Genomic DNA, 13,866 nt, shown 5'->3' on the forward strand with positions numbered 1-13,866 from the left:
AATGCCACCAATCGGACCCATCGCCCCGAGTCCTTGATTGAACTGCCAATCGACACCAGGAAAACCGGGCTTGTCATTCGTATTACATGGCTGAACGCCCCCCGAAAATCGAATTCAGGCGTCGGAATTTGCGCTGGTCGATTGGACTGGCTTCACGCCGGTCCGGTACACTGCCCCGCTCCCGAGCGCGACGCCGCGGCAAGGTCAAACCTGCGGCCCGAACCTCTCGAACGAGGATGCTCGCAACAAAAATGCGCGTCGTTCTCCTAGCGCTCCCGTGACAAATTCCACAATGCCGCGCCTCTGCTCTGGAGTGCAGTAGATCCGCTCAGTCGGCCGGCGGTGCAGTAGCATTCCGCGATGACTCGAATTGCTGGGCCGAGCAGCGGAACGGCGGCACGTAACGCCGCGGCTTCTGCGCGATGTCGTGCGACCGTCCCTTGTGCGGCTCGAATGACTTCGCCCATCCAGCGCTGCGATTCGACAGCAAGCAGGCGCTGCTCTTCGAGGGTAAGGCATCCGTCGGAGAAGGCGTCCGAAGCCCGTGTCCGGAGAGCCAGAGCCTCGAACTCTTCGACGCCTTCCGAGTTGAAGGAATGGAGCGCCGAATCGGTCAATTCGGGCAGACTTTCATCGGCGAGACGCCAAGCGAGAGATTGATCCCACGCCGCGTAACGCCGCACCTTCTCCAGCCTCTCGGGCAGGCTACGCAGCAAATTATTGAAGTGTGCGAAGCATATGCCGGCAGGCGCACGACCAAATGTTGATGGAGGCTCGATTCCACAGCTGTGGATCTTTTCTATGTAGGAGACGCCGCTTGCCTCCCAGAGGCGAAGCTGGCCATTGAAATGAACGCCGTCGGCAATATCGATGCGGGTCGGCCACTGCGAATAAACGAGCGCGTCGTTGCGCCAGCTCAATTCTCTGCGAGAAATCGACCAAGCCGCGTAGCCGGCGAGATTCGCCGTATCCTTCATCCAATGCAGGAGAGCTTGCGACGGAAATTCGTCGTCGTCGAGGCGCAATACCCAACGCGTTCCCGCACGCCTCGCGCCGAACTCGACCATCCCCGCCTCTGCGAAATCGGCGGACGGTCGGAATTCGACGACCTCGGCTCCTTTGTCGCGCAAGATGGAAAGCGTCCTGTCGCAGCTGCGATCGTCCACGACGTAGAGAGGCTCGACGCCGGCGCGCCGATAAGCATCTAGAAATTCGGAAATCCACTTTTCGCTGTCGCGTGTGGGTATGAAAATCCTCGGCTCGTTCATAGGATAAATCGTGTCCCTTGCAACTCGCTTTCGCCTCGAAGGCGCCTCCGGTCAGACCCGACAACCCCCATGGTCCCGGGCTTCCGACATTCACAAGTCCGTCATACGTTGTCCAGCCCGCGCGGTTCCGGTCGCACTGGGTGGAGGCAGCTCGCGCCAAGCTTCGGCGTTCGGTGGGCCAGAAATAGGGGGCCATCATTTCTATGAGATCACGAAAGCCGAGCGCTCGACGTAGATTCCAGCCCACGCCGAAAACAAACGTCGAACCGCCGAACGGCGGAATTCGCAAAATTCGCATTACTCGCTACCCCCGCTCGATCGGGTCTCACCCGTGGTGACAAACCTGCACGTGACATTCGTAACCGGCGACGAAAAACAGCTTGAAACGGCGCCTCGAGTAGGGCAGTAGAAATACGCTGGGTCCGGCTCGCATGTCGGCGTCGGCCGCGAGGAAGTCGTGTCGTGTCACGAAATATATCGCGATTAAATAATTCCCACCGCTTTCGATTGAGCAAGAATGACTTGCCTTCCTGACATCTCTGGCGACCTTCTAGACGCCTCGGCGCTTCCGCGCTGGCGCATCCGGTTGCTTCTACTCTGATGCAATCGATGGAGTCCTCGCATCGCCTCATCGCGGTCTGTCCGAGTGGGCGTTCGATCAAAGTGTCGGCGTTGCTCCCTTGCGTCGCGTCCGGCGCGGATAGAACAGGATTCGGCGTTTCGATGCGACTGCAGCGTCCATGAACGAGACTCTCCGGCCTGGGGCCGCAGCCGTCAGCGTCGACTCCGGCCTTTCGGCCCTATGCGGCGTCGCCGCCTATTACCGGATCGTGGCGGATCCGGCGCATATTCGCCGAGAACTGGCTTTGCGCGACGGGCCGGTGAGTTCTCGGGATATCGTGCGCGCGGCCCTTCTGATCGGCCTGAAGGCGCGCATCATCGCCGATCCCGACAAGAACCGCATCGGCGCTCTACCGGCGCCGTCGATCGCCCGAATGCACGACGGCTCCTTCCATGTGCTCGGCGGACGGCTCCCCTCCGGCAACTATCGGCTCGTCGATCCGGTCACTCGGATCGATCGCGAGCTGCCGCTCGAGCGTCTGGTCGAGGAGATGGGTGGCGAGGCGATCCTCGTCTCCCGCAAGCTCGGTGGCGCCGGCGTCGATCCCCAGACTTTCGGCTTCAAATGGTTCCTGCCGTCGATCTGGCGCTACCGGCGTCCGCTCGCGCATGTGATCGCCGCCTCTTTCATGGTGCAGATATTCGCGCTCGTGACGCCGCTGTTCTTCCAGGTGGTGATCGACAAGGTGCTCAGCCACAAGGGCTACGACACGCTCTTCGTCCTCGTCGGCGGCCTCGCCGTCATCGGCCTGTTCGACGTCGTCCTGCAATATCTGCGCAGCTATGCGCTGTCGCACACGACCAACAGGATCGACGTCGAGCTCGGGCGACGCCTGTTCTTTCATCTCTTCCGCTTGCCGATGAGCTACTTTGAGACCCGTTCGGCCGGACAGACCGTGGCGCGCGTGCGCGAGCTCGAGACCATCCGCTCCTTTCTGACCGGGCAGGGCCTGTTCTCGGCGCTCGATATCTTCTTCACCATTGTCTTCATCATCGTCCTCTTCGCCTATTCCTGGAAGCTGACGCTGATCGTTCTGATCTCAATCCCGCTCTACCTCCTCATTGCGCAGCTGGTCCGGCCGGCGCTTCGCGAGCTGATAAAGGAGAAGTTCAATCGCGGAGCCGAAAGCCAGCAGATGCTGGTCGAAGCGATCGTCGGCGTGCAGACCATCAAGGCGTCGGCCGTCGAGCCGACCATGCAGGCGCAATGGGAGGAGAAGCTCGCTGCCTATGTCTCCTGCTCTTTCGACGCGGGGCTGGTCGGCGCGGGCGGGCAGAGCGCGATTCAATATGTGAGCAAGCTGACCAGCGCGGCGCTGCTGCTGTTCGGCGCCAAGGCGGTGATAGACGGCGAACTGTCGGTCGGAGAGCTGGTCGCCTTCAACATGATCTCGGGACAGGTCGCCCAGCCGATCCTGCGGCTGTCGCAGATCTGGCAGGACTTCCAGCAGGTGCAGATTTCCATCGACCGGCTCGGCGACATTCTCAACATGCCGACGGAGCCGCTGAATGTCGCGCACGGCCATCTACCGCGGGCCAAGGGCGCGATCGAGCTGCGCAATGTCGCCTTTCGCTATCGGCCCGGCGCGCCAGAGGCGCTCAAGAATGTCTCGCTGTCGATCCGGCCGGGCGAGGTCGTCGGCGTCGTCGGACGCTCGGGCTCGGGAAAATCGACGCTCACCAAGCTCATTCAGCGCTTCTATCTGCCTGAGGAGGGACAGGTGCTGGTCGATGGCGTCGATCTCTCCCAGGTGAGCCCGGCTTGGCTGCGCGCGCAGATCGGCGTCGTGCTGCAGGAAAATCTTCTGTTCAACCGCTCGATCCACGACAATATCGCCCTCTCCAACCCCTCCATGGCGCGCGCGCAGGTGATGGCCGTGGCGCGGCTCGCCGGCGCCGACGAGTTCGTCGGCAAGCTGCCGCGCGGCTATGATACGGTGATCGAGGAGCGCGGAGCCAATCTTTCGGGCGGCCAGCGGCAGCGCATCGCCATAGCCCGCGCGCTCGCGATGAATCCGCCGATCCTCATCTTCGACGAGGCGACCAGCGCGCTCGACTACGAGAGCGAGCGCGTGATCCAGAAGAACATGTTCGAGATCGTCAAAGGCCGCACCGTCATCATCATCGCGCATCGGCTTCAGGCGGTGCGTCCCTGCAATAAGATCATCGGCATGCATGAGGGGCGTATCGTCGAGGTCGGAACGCATGACGAGCTGCTCGCAAAGAAGGGCGTCTATGCGCATCTCTGGGCGTTGCAGAACGATCTGACGAGGGCGGGATGACGATCTGGAGCCGCTTCGCCGACAAGCAGAGAGACGCGGTTCGACAGCGCATGACGCGCTCCGATCAGGAATTCCTCCCGGCGGCGCTCGCCATTCTGGAGACGCCGCCTTCGCCGATCCAGATCGGCCTGTTGTGGAGCATCTGCCTACTGGCGGCTTTCGCGATCGGTTGGAGCTATTTCGGCGAAATCGATATATTGGCGACGGCCCAAGGAAAAATCCAGCCGTCCGGTCGCGTGAAGACCGTGCAGTCTCTAGAGATCGGCAAGGTCGCCGTCGTCCTCGCAGAGAACGGGCGGCATGTCGCGGCTGGAGACATTCTGGTCGAGCTCGATCCGACCGAGGCCGCGGCGGATGAGACATCGTCAAAGGCGGCGCTCACCGCCTTTCGCGCCGAATGGCTGCGGCGCAAGGCCGCTATCGCCGCTGCGGAGCGACGCGAGGTCGCGCAGGCGCAAAGGATCGACTGGCCTGACGATATTCCGATCGACACGCGCCGACGCGAGCAGAGAGTTCTCGAGGGCGATTTGTCGCAATTGCGATCCTCGGCGCAGAGCTTCGAGGCTCAGATCGTCGAGAAGCATGCCGAAGAAAAGCGCCTCGAGAATACGATCGTCGCGCAGGAGCTTCTCGTCGAGACGTTGAGGAAGCGCGTGGACATGCGCGCGGCGCTGGTCGCGCGCAAGGCGATCGCGCCGGCGGGCCTGCTCGATGCGCAGGAGACGCTCCAGAATCAGCAGACGGCGCTGGCGACGCAGAAGGGCCAGCTCCTCGAGGCGCGCGCCAATGTCGATGTTCTCAATAAGGAGCGCGAGAAGGCGTTCGAGAGCTTCATTGCCGACAATGCCCAGAAATTCGCGGAAGCCGGGCGTCAGGTCGACGATCTCGAGCAGAAGGCCTCGAAGGCCCATGCGAAGACCGATCATATGACACTCATCAGTCCGATCGCCGGCACGGTCCTCGGCCTCTCCATCACATCGAAGCACCAGGTTGTCTCGCCGGGCGAGGAGCTCATGCGCATCGTCCCGGACGACGCCGGCCTCGAGATCGAATGCTATGCGGAGAACAAGGACGTCGGCTTCATCCAGGCGGGTCAAAAGGCGGTGATCAAGATCGAGTCTTTTCCTTTCACGCGCTACGGCTCTCTCGACGGCGTCGTCACGCGCGTAGCGCGCGACGCGATACCCGAGCCGGACGCGCAGGCGGCCGAAGCCAATCCGGCGAAGTCGCAGAAGACGAGCTATTTCGGCGGCGCGCAGCGCGTTCAGAATCTGGTGTTTCCTGTGACGGTGGCTCCCGAGAGGCGGTTCATGAGCGTGGATGGCGTAGACGTGCTCCTCTCGCCGGGAATGTCCGTGTCGGTCGAAATCAGGACCGGCAAGCGGCGCATTCTCGAATATTTGTTCTCGCCGCTGGTCGAGACTGCGTCGCGGGCATTGCGTGAGAGATGACGAGGAGGCGTCGACTCCAACGGTGTCTTCGTCGAGTGCGGCTAATATCGAGAGCGTTGCGTGATGGCGTTTCGAAATTTGGTCCGACGCGTGGCGTCGGGTGTTTCTGTGCGTGGAATTCGCTCCGGCCGAGCTCTCTCGCTCGGCGCGGCTCTGATCGGCTCGCTCATGAGCTGCCCCGCTCGGGCGGAAACAATAGAGTCGGCGCTGGCCAAGGCCTATGCTGGCAATCCAGACCTCAATCAGCAACGCGCCAATGTCTGGGTGCGCGATGAGGATGTCGTGAAAGCGGCGGGCGGCATGCGGCCGAAGCTCAACGCCTCCGTCAACGGCGGACCGCAATTCAATCGGCTGCGCCAGCCGGCGGGTCGCAACAGTTCCAACGAGCGGCTCTACAGCATAGAGCAGACGATCGGCGAGCCGCGCGCCGCGGCCTTCGCGCTGTCGCAGCCGCTGTTCGATGGATGGCGCACGGATAATTCTGTCCGCCAAGCCGAGTCCGGCGTATTCGCCGCGCGAGAGACGATGCGGCTCACAGAACAGACGACACTCCAGAACGGCGCGACCGCCTATATGAATGTGTTGCGCGACACAGCCGTTCTCGATCTGCGCCGGAACAATATTGCCGTTCTAAAAGAGCAATTGCGCGTGACGCGGCATAGGCAGGATCTCGGCGAACTGAGTCCGACCGACGTGGCGCAGGCGCAAGCCGCGCTAGCCCATGCGGAGATGGAGCTGAATTCCGCTCAGGCAGGGCTGGAGGCCAGCGCCGCCAATTTCCGTCAGGTGATCGGCGTCGAGCCGCATCATTTAGAGCCCGCGGCGACGATCGAGCATCTGCTACCGAAATCTTCGAGCGAGGCGATCGTAATTGCGCTCGCCGAGCATCCGAGTATCGTTGGGGCGCAGCATCAGGTCGACGCCGCCGAGTCGGCGGTGAAAGTCGGCGAAGGGGCCCTCCTCCCGACCGTCTCGGCGAACCTGCAAGTCAATCAGCAATATGAATCCTTCTTCGGCATCCCGGGCACACGACAGTTCACTGCACAGGTTAGCGGCGCGCTGAACGTGCCGATTTATCAGGGCGGGGTCGAATATGCGTCGATCCGCCAGGCCAAGGCACAATTGCGTCAGGCGCGTTTCAACGCTGACATGCAGCGCGATGCGGCGCGCGCCGCCGTCGTAGCGAGCTTCAGCCAGCTGAAGACTGCGATCGGCTCGATCGCCGCGGGGCGGGTCGCGGCAAAGGCGGCGGAAGTAGCGTTGAAGGGTGTGCGTGACGAGGCGCAATTGGGTCAGCGCACGACGCTCGACGTGCTCAACGCCCAGCAGGCGCTGCTCAATGCGCGCGTCGATCTGGTGACGGCCCAACGCGACCGCATCGTCGCCGCCTATGCCGCCCTGGCCGCGCTCGGTCGCCTATCGGCCGAGCGCCTGCGGCTGGAGACGACGATCTATGACCCCGTCCCGCATCTCGAAGAGAGTCGCGGCAAATGGTTCGGGCTGGACGGTCCGGGAGAAAAATAGCGCAGAGCGTGTTCGCCGCTTTCGTGTCAAAAGTCCCGGATTACACGGAAATTCGATGTCGGCGGCGTTTCTCCTGGGCGTGTCGCCGACACGCCCAGGAGGTCGAGAACCATCAGGCAAATTGGAACTGGTTCTGATTGAGGCTCGAAACCGCGACGTTTTTCAATGTGATCGCATCCGCCGCGCTCGCCGTGATCACCGTATCCGCTCCGACCTGCTGCGTCGCTCCGATGAGATGCGCCCAATCGGCGAAGATCGAGCTGTCGATCTGCATCCGATCGCTGCCGTCGAAACCGGAAATCTGATCCTGGCCGAAATTCGCTTCGAAAATGAACGTCTCGAAGGAGCCCGTATCGTCGACGGAGTCGTTGCCGGCTCCGAACACGACTTTGTTATTGCTTCCGGTGAGCGTCAGAGCGTCGCCAAATTCGAAAGTGACCGTATTGCCGGAGCCGTTGAGCGTGGCCTTCGCGCCGCCGCTCATGACGAGCGAGCCGTCGGACATGTTCACGACGTCGCCGGAACCGTTCTGCCCATTCGTCGAAAGCGTGATTTTCGCTCCCGTCTCGCCATAGACCGTATTGGCGTCGCCGACAATGTTCGCATCCACTCCTGCAAAGACGGTGACTGTATTGTTCGAGCCGTTGACGATCGTTCCAGATCCTCCCACCCAGAGGCCATCGGCCTTCGCGGAGACGATATTGTCGTCGCCAAATATTCCCATATTGCTGCCCACGTCCGCGGTAACGACATTGCGTGAACCGACGATATCCATATGGGCATCGGCGAGCAGGCTCGCTGAGCCATTCGAAATATTGACGACATTGTTGGCGCCCCATGCGCCATTGCCGCCGATCGTCAGGACATCGCCGCTCCCGGCGTTGATCGTGTTTCCGCTTCCCGTAACACGAACGATCGCATTCTCCGCGAAATTCAATGCCTGGTAGGAAGCGGCGATCGCTTGGCCCGCCTGGGAGCCTATATAGGCCAGATGATCGGCGCTTTCGGCGAGCGCGTAGATCATGTCGCCGCGGCTCACGCTATTATTATCGAGCATCGACACCCAATCGGAGCTTTCCGTCGCGGTCGGGTTTCGTCCCAAGGAATTCAGATAGATTCGGGTAACGAAGTCCGTGTTCGACAAGGCCCCATAGGTCTGGTCGAAAATGCTCGGATTCCAGAAATAAGGCCACCATACCCATTGAACCGAGACGATATTGTTCGCCAGTCCCGCCTCATTGGCGCCTCCGCCGACGATCGCCTGATAGCCGTCCGAAAGTTCGGTGGCGGTCGGGTCGCGTCCGAAAGCCGTTTGATATACTCGCGTGACCATGTCCTTGGCGAGCTGCTGATCGACGATATGGTCCGACGCCAAGGACGCCATCGACTGAACAGAATTATTCGTCGTTGCATGAACGTTTCCGACAAGCACATGCTCCGCGCTTTCGGAAATCTGCAACATCACGTCGGCGCGGCTGAGCGCTCCGGCGTTCAATTGACCGAGATAGCCGGTGAGCTCGGCGACAGAAGGAGCGCGGCCGAGCGCATTTTCGAAAACGCGTTCGACGAACTGCAAATTCGACAGTCCGCCATAGCGGGTGGAAAACTCCGTCGCGTTCATGAGATCGTTCGCCAGCTGCGTCGAATTCAACGCATCCGTCGACGAATTGATGTATTTGCCGATCAGCTCCTTTTCGTCGACCAGCATGTCGCGATCGAAGGCGGCGTCGTACAATCGCATCGCCAAATCGAGATATTGACCCAAAGCGTCGGACTCGATCCGGATCGTCCCGGAAGCGTTCGAGCTCGAGTAGGCATATGTATCGACCTTATTCTCATCGATCGTATGGGAGGAGGAGCCGATGGTGTTGCCATAGGAGTCTTTCGAGCTCCAATTATAGCTCCCGGTTCCGTCGCCCAGCTCCGTCCTATTCTGAGTAATTCCGGCCGACGTGTTCATTGTCGTCGTCAGGCCGTCGAAGCTCGTCGTGGTCGTCGCGGTCGAACCGTCCTTGAACGTGATCGTCGAGACTTTGACGCCATCGGCGCCCTCCGTCACCGAGACGGTCTTGTCGGTGACATTGTCTCCATCGATATCGATCGTCGTGGTCGCGGACTTGCCGTTGGCGCTCGTGGTGAGGACCGATTTTCCTTTCAGGGCTCCCCCTGCGTAGAAATCGGCGACCTCGCGCGTCACGCTGCCGTCCGCATTCAGCGTCGTCAGGTCGGTCTCTGTCTCGATAGCGGAGCCGAGACCATTCAAATCGATCTGCGATGTCTTCGACAAGCCGTTGGCGCTGACTGTCGTGACGATGCGGGCTCGCAGTGTGCCATTCGAGTTGAAATCCGACGTTGTGACGGTATGGCTCCCGTCCGCATTGAGACGCTCGACGCTCGATCGGGACCAATCGACGGAGCGATCGCCGTTCGCATCGATCGCCTTCAATGCCGTCAGACCGTTAGCGCTGTCGAGCGTGACAATTCTATCCTTCAGCGCGCCGCTGGAATTGGTTTCCCATATGACGCCGCCCGATGCGCCGCTCGCCTCTTGGCCACTATTCTCGAAATGCTCATAAACGCCATCGCCATTGGCATCGCGCGCTAGATTTTGTCTCAGCGCGTCCCAGCTGACGGTCGTGGCCTCCTTCCGGCGCAGCGAGCCATCGAGATTCTTGGCGGTCAGCGTGTCCGCGGCGGCGCCGTCCACCGTGACGGTAGAAACGTCAATCGTATCGTAGGTTCCGTCGCCATTGACGTCGAGCTGATAGGTCGTCGCCAAATTCGAATCGTCGACCGTGGTTACGGCCTTGTCGATCAGGATGGGCGCGTTCGATCCGTACAAAAACATCATCCCAGGGTCGGTCGACTGATCGATCACGACCCGTGTCGTCGAACCATCCGAATTATAAGTCGTGACGTCGCTCGACGCCAGATTGATGCTTGCGCCGCTGTTGGATCCTGTCCATTGTTTGGAGATGGAGAGGCCATTGGCGCTGACGGTCGTGACAATCTGCTCGCGAATACTACCGGACGTCGAGCCATTATACTGGGTATAGGTTCCGACCCTGCTGCCGTCGCCGTTCAGGACTGTGACATCGGTCACGGTCTTCACCACGTCGAGGGACTGATAGGGGATCGGAATCCAATATCCTACCCAAATCCAATTGTAGTGCGTCACCAATTCGCTGAAGTCGGTCTCGTTGGAGAGGCCGTCCGCGCTCTCCGTGGTCGTTCGCTGATTCTTGACGCCGCCGTCGGAGCTGAAATTCGAGGTCGTGTCGATTGTGGCGCCGTTCGACTGAATTTGAATGGTCTCCGTCTGATCGTTTGCGCCATTGCCGTCGATATCGTGGTTGATCGTCGTGCTGCGTCGATCCGCGCTCACCGACGTAATCGTCTGATCGCGCAAGGAACCATTGCCATTGTTGCGGCTGACGGTCTCGACATGGCTGTTGTCGGCCGCGACGCTGCGCGCGTCCGTCGTCGTCAGGTCATAGGCGCCATTTCCATCGAGATCCGCTTGCGTCGTGACCGTCAGTCCGTTGGCGCTCGTCGTGACGACCGAATTTTCGCGAATGGAGCCGTTGGAATTGGTGAGCATCGTCGTTTTGGTCGACGATCCGTCTCCATTCTTGAGGGTCGTTTCGGTCGTGGTGGTGTCCCACGATCCATTGGCGTCGGCGTCGACCTGCGTGACGCGCGTGAGGCCATCGGCGCTGGTCGTCACCACAGTCTTGTCGATCAGGCCGTTCCTCGGAGTATAGTTCGAAATCGTATCGACGCTCGACCCATTGGCCGCCACGACGATCGTCTCGACTGTGTCGAACACGCCGTCGCCGTTCTGATCGAACTGAATCGTTCGAGAGCGACCATCGGCTCCTTTGACGACGATCGTTCGAGCCCGCACGGAGCCGTCGGCATTCAGGTCGGTGGTCGTCTCGGTCCGGGTTCCATCCGGCGCGACGACGGTCACATCCGTTGTTACGCGCTCCCAATAGCCGTCTCCATTCACGTCGACATAGGTCGTCTTCGAGAGATTGTCCGCCGACAGCAGTGTCTTCGCCTGGTTTCGCAGCGTGTCGTCGCCGTTGCGCTCGGTCGTCGTCGTCCAATAGGACCCATCGGCGTTGGTGGTGACGACCTCGGCCGTCTTCAGATCGATCGTCCCATTGCCGTCGATGTCGGCCAGTTTCGTTCTCGTGCGTCCGTCCGCGCTCGTCTGAATCGTCGTGGACGCGCGCAGGGACCCGTTGGCGTTCGTGACCGTCACCGTTTCGGTTCGGCTTCCGTCCCAGTTCACGACGGACGCGTCGGTCGAGGTCGTGTCCCAGACATTATCCCCATTCTCGTCGGTCCTGTCGGTCCGCGTCAGGCCGTCCGCGCTGGTGATGTAGCTCGATTTGCTGATCAAGGTTCCATCGTCGCCGAAATTGGAGACGATGTTCGTCTTGGACCCGTCCGCCTCGGTGACCAGCGTCTCCGTCTGCTCGAAGACGCCATTCGCATCCATATCGCGCTGGATGGTGGTCGATCTGCCGTCGGCGCTGGTCGTGGTGACGATCCTGTCGAGATTGACGCCGCCCGCGGTCGCATCGGTCAACGTCACCGTCTTCGAGCCGTCGCCGTTGACGACCGTCTGCTGCGACTGGACGAGGTCGATGACGCCATCTCCGTCGACGTCCTGAGAGAGCGTGCGGGAGCTTCCGTCCGCCGAGGTGACGGAAATGGTCTCACTCGCGAGCCGGCCGTCGGCAGCATAGGCCTTGTTGTCGACAGTCACCGCGCCATTCGGAGCCGTGCTGGTGGTCGTCTGCAGCGCGTGGCCCGTGGCGTCATAGACGAGCGAGACGCTCGCTGCGATTCCCGTCGCTCCATTGGTGCGGGTAAAAATCGTCTGACCGTCGATCGACGAGCCGTCGACGAAGGTCTGGGCGTAATTGTCCTCCTTCAGATCGATCGATGCGATTCCGGCCTGCACCAGGGTCTGGAGCGTCTTGCTTCCATCGGCGTTGGTGACGACGAGCTTGAATTGCGCGAACTGCGCGTCGCCGGCGTCGAGCTTGCCATTGTGGTTGGTGTCGAACACATCGAGCAGCGCCTGCATGTCGGAGGTCGCCGTTGGGTCCCATTCGGTGAAGACGATCTCGTTCTTCTGATTGATCACGCCGTCATTATTGGCGTCGAAGGCGAGCACGGCGTCGCCGGCGCCGGCCCAGGCGGTGCGATGCTGATAGCCGTCGCCCGCCATGTCGAAATAGGTGTTCGACGAGGTCAGCGGATCGATCTTGATCCCGTTGCCGTCGAGATCGAGGATGACGGGCCAGGCGCTCCACCAGTCGTCCCAGAACTGCCAATCCCAATCAGCCTGTTGCTGCCAGGAAGCCTGATCGAAGCTGGCGCCGAAGTCGCCGAAACCAAAATCACCGAATCCAAAGTCGCCGAAATCGAGAGAGAAATCCGAGAACAGGCCGGAATCGTTGAAGCCCGAGAAGAAGTTGTCCAGACCGGCGCCGATGTCGTCGAACAGCGAGGAAAGTTCGTTGCCTAGATCGTCGAAGAAAGAACCGATGTCCGTGGCGATTTCGCCGAGAGTGTCGCAATCGTTGTGTACCCTAACTCCGCCGGCGATGTAGGTGTGAAGTTCTTCGACCTCGAAATTGTAAGTCCTCCAGCCGTGCTCGATCCGCGGCGCCAGCGCAAGGCCGCCTTCGGTGGCATAGACGATGCGCTCAGCCTGTTCATATAGATGCGCGGTCTCTTCCGAATAGACTACGCGCTCGGCCGTGACCTCGATCACGGTGCCGTCGGCGAGAACGATCTTGCCGTCGCCCGCCATGATCTCGTCGATGCGGCGGAAGCCACCGTCTGGAGTATAAAAAAGATGGCCGGGGGTCACGGTGAGTTCGAGCGGAGCGCCATTGCAGCGATCACTACGCAGGATTAGCCATTCCTGAGAAACGTTTTCGAAAAGCCGCACGACGCGGCGGGGAGAGATAACGCCGTCGATCGGATTGAAAGCCAAAACAAAATCACCAACGACGATTCGTTCAATGGGTATACCGCCGAATGGGGTCTGGATCGGCGTACCCGCGGCGAAACAAGGAGTTATTGTCTGACGCGGCTCGCTGCGTTGGATAAGAGGGCCGAGACTTACTTTTCCCGCAGGGACCGTCTTCCCCTTGCTAATAATAGTATTATTGCCGCCGTAAACGGCATTTGGATAAACTGTGACACTCCCGTCAGGGTTCGCAACCCTGACATCTTTATTGCCGCTATAATACGTACTAAATGGAGCCCCCGTCGCTGTCGCGGATCCTAGATCAACTCCAACATTAGGAAATAAGCCTGTCATTACGCCAGTTGCCTCTCCATCACTATTAAATAATAGTCCGGCGCCTACACCGGCAGTTCCGCCAACAGAATAGCCTCTACCCATAAAATCACTTACCGTAGTCCCATCTTTCCCAAAAGCCCCAAATCCTCCAAATGGCAAACCATAAGACCATTGAGCGCCTTCCGAGACGCCGGTAAAAAAAGTAGAAGGATGAGCGGAATCCCAAACCCAGCCAATTTGAAGCGAACCGCTGGGCCACGATACGGAAAATCCATATGCTTTATACCCGTCCATGACGCCCTCTTTAATTTATTTAGTTGCCGATAGGTGCCCTAGTTAGAAAGTAGACTAGTAGAAGCTAGTTCTGGTGTGACGTGATGTAAGAC

5 protein-coding genes are annotated in these 13,866 nt (G+C 60.3%); 3 read left to right on the plus strand and 2 right to left on the minus strand.

Going from position 1 to position 13,866, the window contains the following annotated elements; translation table 11 throughout:
* Window positions 1-266: 266 nt before the first annotated feature.
* Window positions 267-1,268 (minus strand): glycosyltransferase family 2 protein, encoded by a 1,002-nt coding sequence (locus KP010_RS21100; protein ID WP_216281623.1) that lies wholly within the window; start codon window positions 1,266-1,268, stop codon window positions 267-269.
* 740 nt (window positions 1,269-2,008) lie between these two features.
* On the opposite strand from KP010_RS21100, the gene KP010_RS21105 reads away from it, so the two are divergent.
* From KP010_RS21105 to KP010_RS21115, 3 genes are all read left to right on the plus strand, one after another.
* Window positions 2,009-4,171, plus strand: a complete 2,163-nt coding sequence (locus KP010_RS21105) for a peptidase domain-containing ABC transporter (RefSeq protein ID WP_216281625.1) — start codon at window positions 2,009-2,011, stop codon at window positions 4,169-4,171.
* Entirely contained in the window at window positions 4,168-5,622 is a 1,455-nt protein-coding gene (locus KP010_RS21110) for an HlyD family type I secretion periplasmic adaptor subunit (RefSeq protein ID WP_216281627.1), read from the plus strand. The genes KP010_RS21105 and KP010_RS21110 overlap by 4 nt, the downstream gene beginning before the upstream one ends.
* A gap of 168 nt (window positions 5,623-5,790) precedes the next feature.
* On the plus strand, window positions 5,791-7,146 hold the full coding sequence (locus tag KP010_RS21115; RefSeq protein WP_253203961.1) for a TolC family outer membrane protein: 1,356 nt from the start codon (window positions 5,791-5,793) through the stop codon (window positions 7,144-7,146).
* A 112-nt stretch (window positions 7,147-7,258) separates the two neighbouring features.
* Here the strand turns inward: KP010_RS21115 and KP010_RS21120 are convergent, their stop codons facing one another.
* Window positions 7,259-13,042 (minus strand): DUF4214 domain-containing protein, encoded by a 5,784-nt coding sequence (locus KP010_RS21120; RefSeq protein ID WP_216281631.1) that lies wholly within the window; start codon window positions 13,040-13,042, stop codon window positions 7,259-7,261.
* Between the last annotated feature and the right edge of the window lie 824 nt (window positions 13,043-13,866).

The organism is Methylosinus sp. KRF6 (assembly GCF_018887255.1).
Lineage (GTDB): Bacteria > Pseudomonadota > Alphaproteobacteria > Rhizobiales > Beijerinckiaceae > Methylosinus > Methylosinus sporium.